At 61.9% G+C, this 18,647-nt stretch carries 14 protein-coding genes and 1 pseudogene; 5 read left to right on the top strand and 10 right to left on the bottom strand.

Going from position 1 to position 18,647, the window contains the following annotated elements; translation table 11 throughout:
• Window positions 1-71 precede the first annotated feature (71 nt).
• Window positions 72-1,964 carry an AsmA family protein gene (locus BA011_RS23775; RefSeq protein ID WP_065282237.1) on the top strand — a complete coding sequence of 631 codons (1,893 nt, stop codon included), beginning with the start codon at window positions 72-74 and terminating at the stop codon, window positions 1,962-1,964.
• Window positions 1,965-1,980: 16 nt separating this feature from the next.
• On the opposite strand, the gene BA011_RS23770 is transcribed toward BA011_RS23775, so the two are convergent.
• From BA011_RS23770 to BA011_RS23750, 5 genes and pseudogenes are all read right to left on the bottom strand, one after another.
• Window positions 1,981-2,799, bottom strand: coding sequence for an ABC transporter permease (locus tag BA011_RS23770; RefSeq protein ID WP_065282236.1), 819 nt, complete (start codon window positions 2,797-2,799; stop codon window positions 1,981-1,983).
• 3 nt (window positions 2,800-2,802) lie between these two features.
• Window positions 2,803-3,714: an ABC transporter permease subunit gene (locus BA011_RS23765; RefSeq protein ID WP_065282235.1), complete on the bottom strand. Its 912-nt coding sequence runs from the start codon at window positions 3,712-3,714 to the stop codon at window positions 2,803-2,805.
• 4 nt (window positions 3,715-3,718) lie between these two features.
• Window positions 3,719-4,861 (bottom strand): ABC transporter ATP-binding protein, encoded by a 1,143-nt coding sequence (locus tag BA011_RS23760; RefSeq protein WP_065282234.1) that lies wholly within the window; start codon window positions 4,859-4,861, stop codon window positions 3,719-3,721.
• Window positions 4,862-4,950: 89 nt separating this feature from the next.
• A pseudogene (locus BA011_RS23755) lies at window positions 4,951-6,047 on the bottom strand (polyamine ABC transporter substrate-binding protein).
• A 126-nt stretch (window positions 6,048-6,173) separates the two neighbouring features.
• Window positions 6,174-7,583 carry a helix-turn-helix domain-containing protein gene (locus BA011_RS23750; RefSeq protein ID WP_065282233.1) on the bottom strand — a complete coding sequence of 470 codons (1,410 nt, stop codon included), beginning with the start codon at window positions 7,581-7,583 and terminating at the stop codon, window positions 6,174-6,176.
• A gap of 188 nt (window positions 7,584-7,771) precedes the next feature.
• On the opposite strand from BA011_RS23750, the gene aceA reads away from it, so the two are divergent.
• Window positions 7,772-9,061, top strand: a complete 1,290-nt coding sequence (gene aceA / locus BA011_RS23745) for an isocitrate lyase (RefSeq protein ID WP_064652538.1) — start codon at window positions 7,772-7,774, stop codon at window positions 9,059-9,061.
• Between the two features lie 21 nt (window positions 9,062-9,082).
• The gene (locus BA011_RS23740) at window positions 9,083-9,319 is read left to right on the top strand and encodes a hypothetical protein (protein ID WP_003545603.1); all 237 of its coding nucleotides are present in this window, start codon (window positions 9,083-9,085) and stop codon (window positions 9,317-9,319) included.
• Between the two features lie 133 nt (window positions 9,320-9,452).
• Here BA011_RS23740 and BA011_RS23735 read toward each other — a convergent pair whose 3' ends face one another.
• The gene (locus tag BA011_RS23735) at window positions 9,453-10,322 is read right to left on the bottom strand and encodes a LysR family transcriptional regulator (protein WP_065282232.1); all 870 of its coding nucleotides are present in this window, start codon (window positions 10,320-10,322) and stop codon (window positions 9,453-9,455) included.
• A 90-nt stretch (window positions 10,323-10,412) separates the two neighbouring features.
• Here BA011_RS23735 and BA011_RS23730 point away from each other — a divergent pair, with 90 nt between their 5' ends.
• Complete coding sequence (locus BA011_RS23730) at window positions 10,413-10,649, top strand: hypothetical protein (protein ID WP_065282231.1); 237 nt, start codon at window positions 10,413-10,415, stop codon at window positions 10,647-10,649.
• On the opposite strand, the gene BA011_RS23725 is transcribed toward BA011_RS23730, so the two are convergent.
• From BA011_RS23725 to BA011_RS23715, 4 genes are all read right to left on the bottom strand, one after another.
• On the bottom strand, window positions 10,622-12,469 hold the full coding sequence (locus tag BA011_RS23725) for a methyl-accepting chemotaxis protein (RefSeq protein WP_065282645.1): 1,848 nt from the start codon (window positions 12,467-12,469) through the stop codon (window positions 10,622-10,624). The genes BA011_RS23730 and BA011_RS23725 overlap by 28 nt on opposite strands.
• Before the next feature lie 223 nt (window positions 12,470-12,692).
• Window positions 12,693-15,224 carry a methyl-accepting chemotaxis protein gene (locus tag BA011_RS23720; protein ID WP_065282230.1) on the bottom strand — a complete coding sequence of 844 codons (2,532 nt, stop codon included), beginning with the start codon at window positions 15,222-15,224 and terminating at the stop codon, window positions 12,693-12,695.
• A gap of 312 nt (window positions 15,225-15,536) precedes the next feature.
• Window positions 15,537-15,680 carry a hypothetical protein gene (locus BA011_RS44415; protein WP_012756101.1) on the bottom strand — a complete coding sequence of 48 codons (144 nt, stop codon included), beginning with the start codon at window positions 15,678-15,680 and terminating at the stop codon, window positions 15,537-15,539.
• A 212-nt stretch (window positions 15,681-15,892) separates the two neighbouring features.
• Complete coding sequence (locus BA011_RS23715; RefSeq protein WP_065282229.1) at window positions 15,893-17,113, bottom strand: NAD(P)/FAD-dependent oxidoreductase; 1,221 nt, start codon at window positions 17,111-17,113, stop codon at window positions 15,893-15,895.
• An 88-nt stretch (window positions 17,114-17,201) separates the two neighbouring features.
• On the opposite strand from BA011_RS23715, the gene BA011_RS23710 reads away from it, so the two are divergent.
• The gene (locus BA011_RS23710) at window positions 17,202-18,638 is read left to right on the top strand and encodes a glutamine synthetase family protein (protein WP_033181612.1); all 1,437 of its coding nucleotides are present in this window, start codon (window positions 17,202-17,204) and stop codon (window positions 18,636-18,638) included.
• Window positions 18,639-18,647: the final 9 nt, after the last annotated feature.

The following is an 18,647-nucleotide window of genomic DNA, read 5'->3' as shown; positions in this document are numbered from 1 at the left end:
GCCTGGCATTTCCTATATCCGGCGAAATCAGCGCATAACGGGATGACCGGCTGAATTTGCCGGCGGAGATCATGAGCACGTCAAGACATCGCAGGTGGCGCAGGAAGATCGGACCCGTTTCGCGCTGGCTTCCGGCCTTCGCCCGCCTGTCGACGGTGTTCCTGCTGATCGCGCTGGCGCTTTTCGTGGCGCTCAGGGTTGCCGCACCCTATCTCATCTCGACCGGCTTCGTGCGCTCCGGTATCGAGGACGCGCTGTCGAAATGGACAGGCTACCATGCCGAGATCAAGGGCAGTCCGGTTCTCGAATTCTGGCCGACGCCGCGCATCACGCTGAACCAGATCACTATCCGCCAGCCGCGCGAAAGCGGTGACAAGCTGCTCGGCAGCATTGAAAGCCTGTCGGCCGATTTTAGCCTCATCGATGCGTTGAGAGGCCGGACGAGTTTCCACGAATTCCATCTGGTGCGTCCCAACCTGGCACTGACGCGCGATGAAAAAGGGCTCATCGACTGGAGTTATGCCGGCCTGCTGGCACGCGCGATCAGCGGCGTACGCTACGAAAACGGAGCTGAGATGCTCGATCCCGATCTCGATGCCGAGATCGGGGCGGTGACCGTCGAGGACGGCACACTTGTGGTCACCGACATCAAGACCGCCAAGACCTATCATTTCGACAGCGTCACCGCAGATATCGCCTGGCCGAGACTCTCCGGCGCGATCTCGGCGGTGGTCATTGCCCGCATCAACGGCGAAGACCTGAAGGTCGATTTCGCCTCGCGCCAGCCGCTGCTCGCCTTTGCCGGCAGGAATGCCGAGACACGAACGTCGCTCACATCAAACCTTTTGACCGCGCACTTCCAGGGCATTGCCAGTATCGCGAGCCTTTCGGCCTTTTCCGGCAATGCCACCGTCACCATTCCCGATGTGCCCGCACTTCTGACATGGTCGGGCAAATCGGTCCCCGGCATCGCAACATTGAAGAGCGCCTCGCTGGAATCCGATATCATGTCGTCGGGCAACGGGCTGCGTTTCAACAATCTCAGCCTCTCGCTGAACGAAGCGAGCGCCACTGGGGTGATGGACCTTTTCACCCAACCCGGCAAACGACCGAAGATCGGCGGCACGCTCGCCTTCGACCAGATGAACCTCAAGCCCTTCCTCGACGCCTTCGCGCTCAGGCTCGCGGCCGGCGAGGCGGAGGACATATCCACCGGCATGAGCGGGCCGCTGCAGGTGCTCGATGTCGACGTCAGGCTTTCGGCACGGCGCGCGCAGATGGGTCTCTTCGAGCTCTCCGATGTCGGCGCCAGCATGATCGTTGCCGGCGGCGAGGCGAAATTCGATATTGGCGACAGCCAGTTCGAAGGCGGTGAAATGACCGCGCATCTCGAAGCAACGCAGCGCGACTTCGACGGCGGCGGCAAGCTGCAGCTGTCGATCCGCAATGCCGACTTCGCAGCCCTTGCCGAGCGCCTGCAGCTGAAGGGTCCGCTGCCGCTTGCAACCGGATCGCTCGATCTCGACCTGCAGTCGCCGAAGGCGATCTGGACGACCGGCCTTGCCGACGTCACCGGCAGACTGCACTTCTGGACGGGGGAAGGCACGATTCCCGGCATCGATGCCGCAGCACTCCGGACGCAGGCGGCCGAAAAACCGTTCTTTCCGCTGAGCGCGGCAGCAGGCGGCGTCTTCGCCTTCAACCAGCTCAACCTTCAGGCCGATTTCGCCAACGGTTCCGCCGAAATGCACGACGCCCGCATCGCCGGCGCCACACAGACGCTGACGCTTTCCGGCGTCATCACCTATCAGTCGAACGGGCTGGCGCTTTCCGGATCGCTTGATGCAACCGATCCGGCCAAGGCGGCGGAGCTGCCGCTTCTGCCGTTCTTCATCGGCGGTTCCTGGCCGAACCCGGTGATCTCGCCGGTTCCGCTTTTCGGCAATACGCCTCAGGCGCAATAAAGCGCGTCGCACGGCATCAGGCGCCGGCTGCTGCCGCACGCTCGTCCCGCTGGCGCTGGATTTCACGGCGCTTGGTGACGACCGAGGCGCAGATGACACCAACGGTCACGATCGCGATCAGGATCGTGCACACCGCATTGATCTCAGGCGTCACGCCGAGGCGCACCTGGCTGTAGATCCTCATCGGCAGCGTGGTGGCGCCCGGCCCCGAGGTGAAACTGGCGATCACCAGGTCGTCGAGCGACAGGGTGAAGGCAAGGATCCAGCCGGAGAGCACAGCCGGCGCGATGATCGGCAGGGTGATCTCGAAGAAAGTCCGCACCGGCGGCGCGCCGAGATCCTGCGCCGCTTCCTCGATCGATTGATCGAAGCTCAACAGGCGCGACTGCACGACGACGGCGACGAAGCACATGGTCAGCGTCGTATGCGCGAGCGTGATCGTCCAGAAGCCGCGGTCGAAACCGATCGCGACGAAGAGCAGCAGCAGCGACAGGCCGGTGATGACGTCGGGCATGACGAGCGGCGCGTAGATCATGCCCGAAAACAGCATGCGGCCATGAAAGCGGGTGTAGCGCACCAGCGTCAGCGCCGCCATCGTGCCGAGGATGGTTGCGACCGTCGCCGACAGGAGGCCGACACGGATCGTCACCCAGGCGGCGTCGAGCAGGCCCTGGTTCGAGAGCAGCGAGACATACCACTTGGTGGAGAAGCCGCCCCAGACGGTGACGAGCTTCGATTCGTTGAAGGAGAAGATCACCAGCAGCACGATCGGCAGGTAGAGAAAGGCAAAGCCGAGCGTGACGGAGATGATGTTGAAACGGGTCCATTTCAGCATGGATTATTTCCCCCGCTCTTCGGCCTTGGCCTGGGCGTTCTGGAAGAAGACGATCGGGATTACCAGGATCATCAGCAGGATCGTTGCGACCGCCGAGGAGACCGGCCAATCGCGGTTGGCGTTGAATTCGTTCCAGAGCGTCTTGCCGATCATCAGCGTCTGCGAACCGCCGAGCAGGTCGGGAATGACGAATTCACCGACGGCTGGAATGAAGACCAGCATGCAGCCGGCCACCACGCCGGGGATCGACAGCGGAAAGGTGACGCGCCAGAAGGCCTTGATCGGCGTGCAACCAAGATCCTGCGCCGCCTCGATCAGCGTACCGTCCATCTTCTCCAGAGCCGAATAGAGCGGCAGCACCATGAAGGGCAGATAGGAATAGACGATGCCGATATAGACGGCGGTATTGGTGTTGAGGATGATCAGCGGGCTGTCGATGATTTGCAGCGACAGGAGAAGCTGGTTGAGAAGCCCCTCCGGTTTCAGGATCGCGATCCAGGAATAGACGCGAATCAGGAAGCTCGTCCAGAACGGCAGGATGACCAGCATCACCAGCGTCGGACGGATGCTGCGCGGCGCCTGTGCCATGCCATAGGCAATCGGATAGGCGATCAGCAATGTGAGGAAAGTGGAGATCCCGGCAATCACCACGCTCGAGACATAGGCATTGAAATAGAGCGAGTCCTCGGTGAGGTAGCTGTAATTGTCGAAGGAGAGCTCTCCGATCTTGCTCCAGAGCCCGGCCCAACCGTCGGCAAGTGAGAAGACGGGCTCGTAAGGCGGCATGGCGATCGCCGTCGTCGACAGCGAAATGCGAAAGACGATGAAGAAGGGCGCCAGGAAGAAGAGCAACAGCCAAGTGTAGGGAATGGCGATGACGAGGCGATTGTAGAGGCCGGACGTGAGCTTGCCCATGATGTCAATCCTTCAGCAGAATGCCGGCGTTCTCATCGAAGGAGACCCAGACTTCCTGATCGTAGGTGAAGGGGTCGTCGACGGAGCGCTGCGCATTGAGGGACGAGGCCTTGACGATAGTGCCGCTTTGCAATTTCACATGGAAGACGGTCATATCGCCGAGATAGGCGATATCCCAGAGTTCGCCCCTGGCAGCGTTGACCGAAGCGTTGGCGGGAGGCGTGCGCCCGACCCGCATCTTTTCCGGCCGGATGGCGAAGCCGACGGCGCTGCCGGCCGAGGGTGTCTCGGAAGAGGCGACGCGCACGCTGAAGCCGCTGTCGATTGCGATCTCGATGGTGCCGTTGCCCGATGAGGCGACCTTGCCGTCGAAGATGTTCACGTCGCCGATGAAATCCGCGACGAAGCGGGAATTCGGCGCCTCATAGATCTCGGCGGGTGTCGCCACCTGCACGACCTTGCCGTGGCTCATGACGGCGATGCGGTCGGCCATTGTCATCGCCTCTTCCTGGTCGTGGGTGACGACGACGAAAGTGAGGCCGAGGTTCTGCTGCAGGTCCATCAGCTCGAACTGGGTTTCCTCGCGCAGCTTCTTGTCGAGCGCGCCGAGCGGTTCGTCGAGCAGCAGCACCTTCGGGCGCTTGGCAAGCGAGCGGGCAAGCGCCACGCGCTGGCGCTGGCCGCCGGAAAGCTGGTTCGGCTTGCGGGAGGCGAACTGCTCCAGCTTGACCAGCTTCAGCATCTGCGAGACGCGGTCAGTCATCTCGTCCTTCGACATGCCGTCCTGCCTCAGGCCGAAGGCGATATTCTTCTCGACCGTCATGTGCGGGAAAAGCGCATAGGACTGGAACATCATGTTGACCGGCCGCCTGTAGGGCGGCGTGCCGGCCATGTCGGTGCCGTCGAGAACGATTTCGCCCGAGGTCGGCTGCTCGAAACCGGCGAGCATGCGCAGGAGCGTCGACTTGCCGCAACCCGACGCGCCGAGCAGCGCGAAGAACTCGCGGTGATAGATATCAAGCGACAGATCGTCGACGGCGGTAAAATCGCCAAAGCGCTTGGTGACATTCTTGAAAGCAATGAAGGGTTTTGCAGACGGATCGGTCCAAGGCGCAAAAGCGCGGCGGATATTGCCGAGAGACTTCATATTATTCCCCGAAATATAAGGTTCTGCCGGCCTCCACCCCGGCCGGTAATTGAAAGGCCCGGACGTTTCCGTCCGGGCCCAAGGCTGCATTACTGGCCGGTGACGACCTTCGTCCAGAGGCGCGTCCCCAGACGCTGCGTTTTCGGATCCCACGGCTTGACGGTGAAGAGGTTCTTCATCACCTCTTCGGTCGGATAGATCGCCGGGTCTTCCAGAATCTCCTTGCTGACGAACTGCTGCGAAGCCTTGTTGCCGTTGGCATAGAAGGTATGGTCGCTCGCCTTGGCGATGACCTCAGGCCTCATCATGTAGTTCAGGAACTCGTGCGCTTCCGCGACATGGGGCGCATCGGCGGGGATAGCCATCATATCGAACCACATCTGGGCACCCTGCGAGGGGATCGAATAATCGACCTCGACGCCGTTCTTGGCTTCGGCCGCACGGTCGCGAGCCTGCAGCATGTCGCCGGAATAGCCGAAGGCGATGCAGATATCGCCGTTGGCAAGCGCATTGATATATTCGGACGAGTGGAATTTGCGGATATTGGGGCGGACGGCCGTCAACAGCTCTTCGGCCTTCTGAAATCCTCAGCCTTTGTGGAGTTCGGGTCGAGGCCGAGATAACGGAACGCCGTGGAGATGACGTCCTTCGGCGTGTCGAGAACGTAGATGCCGCAATCCTTGAACTTTTCGGCGACCTTCGGATCGAAGATCACTTCGAGGCCGGGCTTGACATCGGGGCCGAGGATTTCAGCGACCTTCTTGACGTTGTAGCCGATGCCGTCCGTACCCCACATGTAATCGACCGCGTGTTCATTGCCGGCGTCATATTCGGCGGTGCGCTTCTGGATCACATCCCACATGTTGGAAAGGTTCGGCAGCTTCGACTTGTCGAGCTTCTGGAAGACGCCGGCCTGTATCTGGCGCTGCAGGAAGTCGGCAGTGGGAACGACGACGTCATACCCCGTGCCGCCGGCAAGCAGCTTGGTTTCCACGGTCTCGTTGGAATCGAAGGTGTCGTAGACGACCTTGATGCCGGTTTCCTTGGTGAAGTCGGTCAGGATGGAGTCGTCGATATAATCCGACCAATTGTAGACGTTGACCACGCGCTCCTGCGCATAGGCCGGCGCGGCAGCAAGGAGTGCGGTAACGGCGGCGGCCGTCACGCATAGGATGGTTGACCTCATGACTTCTCCTGTTTTGTTCAAAGATTCCGCACCCGGAGCATCTTTTCCCTCTGGTTTTCGACGCAGACTAAGAAGGAATTTCTAAGCCCACAAGCGCAAAATCCTGCGCGCTCAATGATTTCACAATCACTGGAAGTCGAAGGCGCTGAGGCCTGCCACCATCTCGTCGAGCCCGAGCGGTCTCGTCACCGGCGGCTCGGCGCGGGAAAGGCATCCACGCCGCTCGCAAAGGCGGCAGGCCGGACCGACTGCGACCGGCTCGAGCGCCATCGCCTGCCCATAGACCACGCTCTCGCCAAGGGCAGAGTCGCACCCGATCAGGATCGCAGTGCGCCTGACCCTTTCCCCGAATTCGACAGTTGGTCCCTCCAGGGTGCGGGCGACCGTCAGGAAGGAAGCGCCGTCAGGCATGACGACCGTCTCGGCGAGGATCTGGCCCGGCTGGAGGAAGGCGGCATGGATATTGAGCTTCGGACAGCCCCCGCCGAAACGGGCCTGCGGAAAACCCTGGGCGCCTGCCCTGCGCAGCCGGTGGCCCGCGGCATCGATCTCGATCAGGAAGAAGGGAATGGCGGCCGCGCCCGGGCGCTGCAGCATGGCAAGGCGCGCAGCCGCCTGGCCGAAAGAGACGCCGAAGCGCGCACGCAGAATATCGATATCGTAGCGCGTCGCTTTCGCCGCCGAAAGAAAGGCCTCGTAGGGCATTGCGAGCGCGAGCGCGGCGATACGGGCAAGCTCGAAGCGGGCGATGCGGCGCGCCTCGGCGGAAGAGAGCGAGAGATCGGCGAGTTCGGCATCGATTGCCGGCAGCAAAGCGAGAGTCGCGGCCTCGATTGATATCTCATGCGCACGGTCGGCCTGTGACAGGCGCTCCGAGATGAAAAGCCGCATCGAATGGCGATCGAAACGGCGGCGCAGATCCGGCATGACATGGACAGGCAGGACACGTACCGCGATGCCGCGCTCGGAACGCAGCCAGTCCTTCAGCCCGGCAGCAAGATCGAGGCCGCCGGGGAGCGTTGCAGCAAAGGCTTCCGCCGCCGTCTCGATCTGTCCGAAATAAGCGGACCTACGCTCCAGCGTCTCGCGCACCTCGTCCAGCGGCAAGCGGCCGGCGGCGACTGGCGCATGCCCTTCGGCGGCCATCAGCGCCGTCAGATCGGAGAGCCTTGCCGCCTGCTCGCGATAGGCGCGGTAGAGCTTGATCATGCCGCTCGCGGCATTGGGGGCGGCCTCGGCCACCTCCACCAACTCCTGATCACCCGGCAGCTCGCCCAAAAGCAGTGGATCGGCAAAGACCTCCTTGAGCTGGCCGAGACTGCCGCCGGTCTGCCCCCGCAACTCTTCCAGATCGACCCTGTAGACGCTTGCAAGCTTGAGAAGGAGCTGCACCGTCAACGGCCGCTGGTTGCGCTCGATCAGGTTCAGATAGGACGGCGATATTTCAAGCGCCTCGGCCATGGCGGTCTGCGTCAGCGCCAGCGCATTGCGGATGCGCCTGACTTTCGGGCCTGCGAATATCTTCCGTTCCGCCATGTCACACCCTTTGACAGGAAGGAGCGCTCATGTTTACAAAATTTTACAAATTCACAGCGCCACTCTGTCAATCCTCCTCATCTTAACCTCTTTCTGCCCCGGAAATCAAAGGTTTTTCTGGTCATAGCGCGTCATATTGTCAATCTTGTCACGCAGCACCTTTGTCGGGCTTTTAGTGAGGAGAGCACATGACTGATTTTTACAAGCTTGTTCCAAATGCATCAGCCAGCCGCTTCGACGGCATCGAGAGACCGTACTCGGCCGAAGACGTGCAGCGGCTCAGAGGCTCGGTGGCGCTCAGTCATACGCTGGCCGAAATGGGGGCGGACCGGTTGTGGCGGCTTCTGCATCAGGAGGATTTCGTCAATGCGCTCGGCGCACTTTCCGGCAACCAGGCCATGCAGATGGTGCGCGCCGGGCTGAAGGCGATCTATCTCTCCGGCTGGCAGGTGGCGGCCGATGCCAATACCGCATCGGCGATGTATCCCGACCAGTCCCTTTATCCGGCCAATGCCGGTCCGGAACTGGCCAAACGCATCAATCGCACGCTGCAGCGCGCCGATCAGATCGAGACCGCGGAAGCCCAGGGGCTTTCCGTCGAGACCTGGTTCGCACCGATCGTAGCCGATGCCGAAGCAGGCTTCGGCGGGCCGCTCAACGCCTTCGAAATCATGAAGGCCTATATCGAGGCGGGTGCCGCGGGCGTTCACTTCGAGGACCAACTCGCCTCGGAGAAGAAATGCGGCCATCTCGGCGGCAAAGTGCTGATCCCGACGGCCGCCCATATCCGCAATCTCGACGCCGCGCGGCTTGCCGCCGACGTCATGGGCGTTGCGACGCTGGTGATCGCCCGCACCGACGCGGAAGCGGCAAAGCTCTTGACGTCAGACATCGACGAGCGCGACCAGCCCTTCGTCGACTATGATGCCGGCCGCACGGTCGAAGGTTTCTATCAGGTGCGAAACGGCATCGAGCCCTGCATCGCACGCGCCGTCGCCTATGCGCCGCACTGCGATCTCATCTGGTGCGAGACCTCGAAGCCGGACCTCGAGCAGGCGCGGCGTTTTGCCGAAGGCGTGCACAAGGTCCATCCCGGCAAGCTGCTCGCCTATAATTGCTCGCCTTCGTTCAACTGGAAGAAGAACCTCGACGAAGCGACGATCGCAAGGTTCCAGCGCGAACTCGGAGCGATGGGCTACAAGTTCCAGTTCATCACGCTCGCCGGCTTCCACCAGCTGAACTACGGCATGTACGAACTGGCGCGCGGCTATCGGCAGCGGCAGATGTCGGCCTATTCCGAGCTGCAGCAGGCGGAATTCGCCGCTGAGGTCAATGGCTATACCGCCACAAAACATCAACGCGAGGTCGGCACCGGCTATTTCGACGCCGTGTCGCTCGCCATCACCGGCGGCCGGTCTTCGACCACGGCGATGCACGGCTCGACCGAACATGCGCAGTTCAAGCCGGCTGCGGAATAAATCGAAGAGGAGGAGAAGATCATGGCATCCATTACACGCGTCAGAGAACGGGCCGAAGAGCAGGCAAGCAGCATGAGCGAGGATCAGCAGACGACGATCCGCATGCTCGCCAACGACCTGCATCGGCTGAACCAATCGGTCATGAAGGCCGTCGAGGCCGGCGTCTCGGTCGAACTGGTGCGCTCGGCCCGTCATCACGGCGGCGACGGCCACTGGGGGGACCTGCTGATCCCGGTCGTCGTCACCAACCGGCATTGACCAAAGCCGGCCGGCGGGCCGATGACGTCAGCCTGCTTCTTCAAGCGCCGCGCGACCTATCGGGCGCGCGGCGCTCTACGTCTCTATTGGATGCATGTCGCCCAAAACCGCTCACACTTTTCGGCATGATGCTCTAGCCGCGGCTCGGTCGTTTTCCGGCGAAGAGATCGGCATAACTTTTGATGAGCTTGGTCATGCGGTCGGCGACCGTCCGGATCTCCGGGCGGTGGCGGTCCTCGGCATTCATGACGATCCATTGCCGGTGACGCAATTCCGGCAACTCGCTGCCTTGCCGCTGCAATTCGGGATGGAGATCGCCGACGAAACAGGGAAGCACCGTCTTGCCGGCGCCGGCCCGCACCAGATCCGGCAGCGAGCGCGGCCGATTGACGGTGGCGACGATCCCCGCTGCCGCATGGGCGTGCGGCCAGCGCAGATAGGCCGATATCGCCTCTTCCTCGGTGACGGCAATCCAGCGCTCGTCGGTCTCGGCGGCGTTGCGCCTGACATAGACGGCATAGGCCACCTCCCCGAGCAGACGTGCGGCAAGATTGGCCTCTGCAGGCTCGAAGGCGCGAATACCGATGTCGCTTTCACGATAGGCAAGGCTTGCCCGCGCCTCACCGATGGTGAGCGAAATGGCGAAGGCATCGCCCGGCATGCGGATTGCGGCGAAATTCTCGGTCAGCAGCCAGGCGAGCCAGGTGCCGGCGGCGACCCTCACGGTGGTGCCGCCCTCGCCGGATTGCCGCCACGCAGCCACCTTGCGGGCGGCGGCCTCCATTTCCTGCAGGTGATCGAGCAGCGCCTGGCCATCCTGGGTCAGACGGTATCCGGTCTGGCTGCGCGAAAACAATGCGCGGCCGATTTCCTGCTCGAGATCGAGCATGCGCCGGCCGACGGTCGCAGGACTGAGCCCGCTTGCGGTGCTTGCCCCCGTCAGCCCGCCGAGCCGGGCCACCTGCAGGAAAAGCTGATAGGAATCCCAACTCGCATTTTTCATGGATGAAAAACATAGCGGGATTTTTCCCGTTTATAAAGAGAAATTCGACGCCTAGATCAGGTGATGTCTTACATAGGAAAGGACATTGTCATGATCGACATGCTCACCATCGCAGGCACCATCGGCTATCGGCACTATCCCCAGCGAAGCGATAGCAAGGCGGACGAGGACAGATTCTATGCCGAATTCGGAAACAATAGCCTCATTGGCTTTGCCGCCTGGCTGACGTCGCTCGACCTCAATCTAGGAAGGCGCCGCAAGGCCGCGGCGCAATCCCGCAGTGGCAGCGGCTGCGCGGTTCAGGCGACTCTTCTTGCTCCGAGATGAGCCGGTGCCGACTCTGCGACGATGCGGAACCGCTCGATCAGCGCCATCAGCGTATCGGCCTCGCCGGCAAGCAGACGGCTTGCCTGCGTCGTCTCGGCAACCATCGCCGCGTTCTTCTGGGTCATCTGGTCCATGGCGTTGACCGAACCGTTGACCTCCTGCAGCGCGGCCGACTGATCGCGGCTGGCGGTGGCGATGGTTTCGACATGACCGCTGATCGCGATGATCTCCTGGCTGATCGAGGCAAGGACGCTGCCGGTCTTCTGGACCAGTTCGGACCCTGCCGTCACTTCGCGGCTCGATGTCTCGATGAGCGACTTGATCTCGCGTGCCGCATCGGCCGAACGTTGGGCGAGTTCGCGGACTTCCTGGGCGACGACGGCAAAACCCTTGCCCGCCTCGCCGGCGCGCGCCGCCTCGATGCCGGCATTCAGCGCCAGAAGATTGGTCTGGAAGGCGATATCGTCGATCACCTCGATGATCTGCTCGATACGCTGCGAAGCCTGCTCGATGCGATCCATGGCGGCAACGGCATCGCCGACGACGGCGCCGGAATTGTCGGCCGTCTTCTTGGTCGCAGCCACGACATTGTTGGCTTCACGGGCACGCTCGGCGGAAGAACGAACCGTCACGGTAATCTCTTCCACCGCGGCCGCAGTCTCCTCGAGGTTCGCCGCCTGCGCCTCGGTGCGTTTGGAAAGCTCGCCGGCAGAGGCGGAGACGGCACCGCTGTTGCGCTGGATCGTCGCGGCGCTGTCACGGATACCGGACAGCGTATCCTGGAGCCGCAAGAGGGAAGCGTTGAAATCGACGCGCAGCTGCTCCAGCCGGCCGACGAAGGGCGTGGCGATCGTCTGCGAGACATCGCCCTGCGACAGGCGCCCGAGGCCGGCGGCAAGCTGGTTGACGGCAAAGTCGATCTGGCCGTCGAGCGAGCGCTTGTCGGCATCGTTCCTGGCACGCTCGGCATCGCTCAATTCGCGCTGTTCGGCAGCCTGGGTTTCCAGGTCGCGCCTTGCACGGGCACTGTCGCGGAAAAGCGCCAAGGCCCGGCCGATGTCGCCGAACTCGTTCCTCTTTTCGACACAAGGGATCGCCGCTTCGAGATCGCCCGCGGAAATCGAGTGCACGCTCACGGTCAGCGCCTGCAAAGGCTTCACCGACTGGCGGATCGCATAAAAGGCGAGAACGCCGACGAGCAGCATGACGATGCTGCCGACGCCGAGAACCAGCATCTGCAGCTCATACATGCGCTGGCAATAGAGCTCCATCGGAATGCCGATGAAGAGAATGCCGACATTGGCGTTCGAGGCGTTCTTGATGGGGAAATAACCGGTCATGAACTTGCGGCCGAAAAGCTCCGCCGGTCCATAATAGGCTTCACCCCTGGCGAGAACCGGCTGGGCAGGGTGCTCGGCTACCAGCTTGGTGCCGACGGCGCGGTCGCCGTTTTCCTTCTTGACGTTGGTGGAGATGCGGACGTAGTCGCTGCCCTGCTTTTGAAAGATGGTCGCAACGCCGGCGATCGATTGCGCCGTGCGGTCGACCAGCGAATGGTCGGCAAGGGCGGGAATAGCGTCTTCCGTGACAGTGGAGAGCTGATTGTCCTTCAGCTCGATCTTTGCGGCCTGATCGGCCGCGCCGTAGAGGACGGCCATGGCGCGGGTGGCATCCCTGGCGTCGGAGACAGCCCCGTCCATGACATGGTGGCTCAGATTGTAATAGGTCACGCCGACGATGGCGGCCGTGCTGATCGCCAGCAGAAACAGCGTGATCGCAACGATCTGGCTTACGATCGACGTAGAGAAAAGGCGCAGCATCGAGACCCCCGGGAGATAGACCAAGGTTAAATTAGACTAAAAGCGTTAAGGAAGATTCTCCGTAAATCAGGGTTGTCGGAGGTATTCATCGGTCTCGTTTTCGGACGGATCATCTCTGCGTGATCGCCGCACTCGCAATCCGGCCGATCGCGATTTCTGCGAAATAAATAGAAACGGCCCCGGAAAGTCCGGGGCCGTTCGAATAAGACGGGTCGGTCGATGATCAGGCGGCGCGATAGACCGGCGCACCGGTGGCTTCGCCGTCGATCTTGAACTGCTGGATGAGCCTGCGCAGCGAATCGGCCTCGTCGGCCAGTTCGCGGCTGGCGGCAGTCGTCTCCTCCACCATGGCGGCGTTCTGCTGGGTCATCTGGTCCATCTGGTTGACCGTCGCGTTGACGCTCTGCAGCGCGTTGGACTGGTCGTGGCTGGCGCGGGCGATCATCTCGACATGCTGGCTGATCGTGACGATCTGGGCGCTGATCTTGGCGAGCACCGTGCCGGTCTCCTGCACGAATTGCGAGCCGGAATTGACCTCGTTGGTCGACTTGTTGATCAGGCCCTTGATTTCCTGCGCCGCGGCGGCGGAGCGCTGGGCCAGTTCGCGGACCTCCATCGCGACCACCGCAAAGCCCTTGCCGGCTTCACCGGCGCGCGCTGCCTCGATGCCGGCGTTGAGCGCCAGAAGGTTGGTCTGGAAGGCGATCTCGTCGATGACGCCGATGATCTGCTCGATCTGGCGCGAGGCACCTTCGATGCGGCTCATCGCGTCGATCGCATTGCTGACGACGACGGCGGAATCGTCGGCGCTGCGTTTGGCCTGACGGACGATCTGGTCGGCATCCTTGGCGCGTTCGGCCGACGAGCGGACCGTGACGGTGATCTGGTCGACGGCAGCCGCGGTCTCTTCGAGCGAGGCAGCCTGCTGTTCGGTACGCTTGGAGAGATCCTCGGCCGACTGGGCCATCTGGTTGCCGTTGCCCTGGATCAGTTCGACATTGTCGCGGATCTGGCTCATCGTCGCCTGCAGGCGCATCATCGAACCGTTGAAATCCTGGCGCAGCTGTTCGAGACGGCCGATGAAGGGCGTTTCGATCGTCGTCGAGATATCGCCCTGCGACATGCGTTCGAGGCCGGCGGCAAGCGCATTGACCGCGAATTCGATCTGACGATCCATCTCGCGCTTTTCGGCGTCGTTGCGCTGGCGCTCGTGTTCGGCGGCAGCGCGTTCCTCGTCGCTCTGCTCCTCGATGCGGATCTTCGAGATGGCATTTTCCTTGAAGATGCCGAGCGCGCGGGCCATGTCGCCGATTTCATCGTGGCGCTGCTCGCCGGAGATGCTGGTATCCAGCGCCCCTTCGGCGATGCGGCGCATGGCGCCGGTGATATGGCTGATCGGGCGCTGCAGCGTCAGCACCAGGGCAATGCCGCCGAGGATCGACAGGAGGATGCCGAGACCGGTGGTCATGACGGAGATGCTGTTTGCCTGGGTGCGCTCGGTGCCGGCCGTCTGCTTCTGCAGCTCGGCGAAATCGGTCAGCTTTTTCCAGATCTGGTCGAGTTCCTGGCGGGCCGCGGCATAGGCAGCGACGCGCTGGCCGATCGTGTCGACGATCTTCGAACCGCCGCCGGAGATGACGTCGAGCGCCGGCTGGATCGCGCCGGATATGCCTTCGGCAAAGCCCATGCCCTTGGCGCTGGTGACCAGCACCTGCATGTCCTTACCGAGCGTGCCGGCCTGCTGCTGCAGGCGCACGAGATTTTCCTTGCTGGAGTCGGCGAGAAAGTCGGAAAGAACGATCTGAAGCGAATAGACGGAATTTTCGAGACGCCGCGTATCCTGCAGGACCGAATTGGCCTGGGCAATCCGGCCGTCGAGCGCGGCGAATTCCTGGGTCGCGTCACGCATCTTCTGCGTTGCGGTCAGCTGCGTATAGGTCGAGGTCTGGCGGAAGCGCGAAATGAGACGGCCGAGTTCGGTGGCGGTCTCGTCGGTCGGATTGGGCGTCTGGGCGATCGCCTTGATGCCGTCGATGGTCGCAGCCAGCGCATCGATGACATTCTTCTGATTGCTCGGAACCGAGATGGCGATCAGACGCTGCGATTTGATGATCTCCGGCATCTGTTCATTGATGAAGGCGATCTTCTCCTGCGGTGTCTGCGGCTTGCTGAAGCCGCTGGCGACGGTGCCGAGGAAATCGCCGCCCTTCAGCAGGCGGTCGGCCGTGCGAAGGGTAGCTGTGGCGGCGCTCTCGTCGCTCTGGACGGTGTTCTGCAACTGCTCGGCCTGGTAGGACACGGTGAAACGGGTGCTGATCACGCTCTTCTGGGCGGCGTCGATCTGCTCATGCAATGCCTGTTCCTGCTCGTGCAGGGCCCACAGCTTGTCGACGACGCCCGAAATTTCCTTGGTGCGGCGCGATGCTTCCGCAAGGCTGTCGCGGCCGGCGGCATCCTCACCGACCTGGTTCAGCGTCTGATCGAGCACGCCTTGCTGGGTCTTCAGATCCGCGATCAGCTTGTCGCGCGCCTCAGGGCTGGTGACGCGCAGGAAGTCGTCCATCGAACCATAGAGATCCTTGAAGCCGCTCAGCGACTGCAGCACGCTGTTGGATATTTCCATGCGGCCCTGCAGAAGTCCGGAAGCATAGAGCCCCGTCAGGCCCACCGCCGAAATGGTGACGACGAAAGGTAGAACGAAGATCAAAACCTTGGTCTTGATCCTGAAGCGGGAAAGAATCTTGTCAATCAACATGGCGTTCCGGGCCTTTCATACACCACTCCTCCCGCAGGCGGCCACATGGCGCCAGCCGGGTGCACATCGAGCTGTTCTTATTTTACATTGGGGAACCCGGAGGCCAGGCGGCAGTCATTGCCAGTTCACGTCCAAACAACTTGGAGATGCCCAAATATTCGCGAGCAATTGTGTCAGATTAGATATTAATTTTCGGATAAGCGGTTATGGCGGGTTAAGCCAAGGCAGTGAAATAGTTGCAAATTATGGGCCGCGACGCCGCGGTGCGACAGTGAGCATGTCGCAACGTTCGTTCCAGATCGGCGGACAGGATCAGATGAAGTGCGAGAGCAGCAGCGCGAGGCTGGCGGCGGTGGCGCCGGCTGCAAGCATCAGATAGCGCAGGGCGACCATCCGGGCGTTCGGCTTTGCCTCGGCAATTGCGATGGCGCGGGCGCGTCGTGCGTTTCTGTTCATGGCGAAACCTCACTTCTCTCTGACACAACAACAATCCAACAAATCGGCTCGCCGGTAAAGCTTAATTTAGGAACGACCTTACAAACCGCCAATTGAGACAGGATGGCGCACCTCTATTAAGAAGTCTTGAATCGCTATCTCCGGATACTTCCAAGGCATGTCAAAAAAGTGCAGCGGTTTTGGGCCCACGACATGCATCAAAACAAGGAGCGTTAGACGCATTCGCCCGCGGCAAAACCGGAAGCCCAGGCCCACTGAAAATTATAGCCGCCGAGCCAGCCGGTGACGTCGACGCATTCGCCGATGAAATAAAGGCCGGGCACGGCTTTTGCTTCCATGCTGCGGGAATCGAGCGCTGCCGTGTCGATGCCGCCGAGCGTCACTTCGGCGGTGCGGTAGCCTTCCGAGCCAGACGGTTTGACCACCCAGTTCTGGGCGCCGGCGGCAAGGCGCAGCAGCGCCTTGTCGGGCAGGTCGGCCATGTTGCCGGAGATCTTTTCGCGCTCAACGAGAAACTGCGCCAGCCGCTTCGGCAGGATGTCGCCGAGCGCCGTCTGCGGCGACTGGCGGCCATTCAGCTGCTTTGCTGCCTTCAGATGGGCAGCAATGTCGATATCCGGATCGATCGCAACGACGATCTCGTCGCCTTCGCGCCAGTAGGAGGAGATTTGCAGGATGGCGGGGCCGCTCAGCCCGCGATGGGTAAAAAGCAGCGCTTCGCGGAAGCCGGTCCTGCCGTGGTGGATTTCGGCCGGGGCTGCGATGCCGGCGAGCGGGGCGATGCTTTCCAGCAGACCGGGATCAAGCGTCAGCGGCACGAGGCCGGGTCGGGTTTCGAGCACGGCCAAGCCGAACTGCTCGGCGAGGCGATAGGCAAAGCCGGTGGCGCCCATCTTCGGGATCGACTTGCCGCCGGTGGCGACGATCAGCGACGATGCTTCACAGTGACCTTCGCTCGTCGATACACGGAAGCCGGCTTCGGTCTTTTCGACGCCTGATATCTCGGTGCCGAGATGCAGCACTGCACCGGCCGTGCGCATCTCCGCGAGCAGCATGCGGATGATGTCTTTGGCGCTATCGTCGCAGAAAAGCTGGCCGAGCGTCTTTTCGTGCCAGGCAATACCGTGGCGATCGACCATGGCGATGAAATCGGCGGGCGTGAAACGGGCAAGCGCCGACTTGCAGAAATGCGGGTTCGCGGAGAGGAAATTCTTCGGTCCGGCATGGATATTGGTGAAATTGCAGCGGCCGCCGCCTGATATGCGGATCTTCTCGCCAGGCGCCCTGGCATGGTCGAGGATGACGACCGAGCGGCCGCGTTTTCCGGCACGGATGGCGGCCATCATGCCCGCCGCTCCGGCGCCGATGACGATAACGTCGCTTTTGCGCTGCAAACCCGTTTCCCCGATCAAACCCGCGTCTTCTTTTTCCATCAAAGGGCGAAAGTCAACGTTCTCAACCCCTCGCCAATTGGCAAAGTCTGGTTATGATGGCGCCACGATCAATACAAACCGGTGTGTCATGTCCCCAAAAAAGACGACGCTGAAGCCTGCCAGAAACGTACCCGCCTCGAAGAAAACTCCCCCGGAGCCCGGATCCCTGCGCGGCGTTGCGAACTGGAAGGAAGCAGCGCGGTGGCTGAGGGACAGGGGCATCGAAGACATCGAATGCATCACGCCGGACCTTGCCGGCGTTGCGCGCGGCAAGATGATGCCGAGCTCGAAATTCACCTCCAACACCTCGCTGGCGCTGCCTTCGGCGATCTACCGGCACACGATTTCGGGCGAATATCCCGACGAGACGGAGAGCTTCCGCTATGAGCCGCGCGACAGCGATCTGAAGCTGATGCCCGACCTTTCGACGCTTTCCGTCGTGCCCTGGGAGACCGACCCGACGGCGCAGGTGATCTGCGACATCGTCGATTCGGACGGCGGGGAAGTCCCCTATACGCCGCGCAACGTGCTGAAGCGGATCATGAGTCTCTATCATGAGCGCGGTTGGAAACCGATCGTGGCGCCCGAGATCGAATTCTACCTTGTCGCCAAGAACGACGATCCCGACTATCCGCTCCACCCGCCAAAAGGCCGGTCCGGCCGCTCGATCCTCGGCGGCCAGGGCTATTCGATCGCCGGCATCAACGAGTTCGACGAACTGATCGACGACGTCTATCATTTCTCGGAGAAGCAGGGGCTGGAGATCGATACGCTGATCCATGAAGAGGGACCGGCACAGCTCGAGATCAACCTGCGTCACGGCAATCCGATCGAACTTGCCGACCAGGTGTTCCTGTTCAAGCGGACGATCCGCGAGGCGGCGCTGAAACACGACATCTACGCGACCTTCATGGCCAAGCCGATGCAGGGCCAGCCGGGCTCGGCGATGCATATCCATCAGTCGGTGGTCGATATCGAGACCGGCAAGAACATCTTCTCCAATGCCGATGGATCGGCTTCGAAGGAATTCTTCCACTTCATCGGCGGCATGCAGAAATTCGTGCCGAGCGCGATGGCGATGCTGGCGCCCTATGTGAATTCCTACCGGCGCCTGCAGCCCGATATGTCCTGCCCGGTCAACAATGCCTGGGGTTACGACAACAGGACGACGGCCTTCCGTGTCCCGGTCTCCGATCCGCAGGCGCGGCGCGTGGAAAACCGGCTGCCGAGCTCGGACGCCAATCCCTATCTCGCGCTCGCCGCGTCGCTCGCCTCCGGCCTGCTCGGCATCATGAAGCAGATCGAGCCGACGGCGCCGACAGAGGATTCGGCCAATGAGGGTTCGATCGACCTGCCGCGTGGCCTGCTGGAAGCCGTGGCGTTGCTCGAGGACGAACCCGCCTTCGAGGAGATATTCGGCAAGCAGTTCATCGGCCTTTATGCCGGTGTCAAGCGCGGCGAGTTCGAGACCTTCATGCAGGTGATCAGCCCCTGGGAGCGGGAATTCCTTCTGCTCAACGTGTGAGGGAAGCAT

It is taken from the genome of Rhizobium leguminosarum (assembly GCF_001679785.1).
GTDB classification, from domain to species: domain Bacteria; phylum Pseudomonadota; class Alphaproteobacteria; order Rhizobiales; family Rhizobiaceae; genus Rhizobium; species Rhizobium leguminosarum_R.
This window is presented reverse-complemented; position numbering and strand designations above follow the sequence as displayed.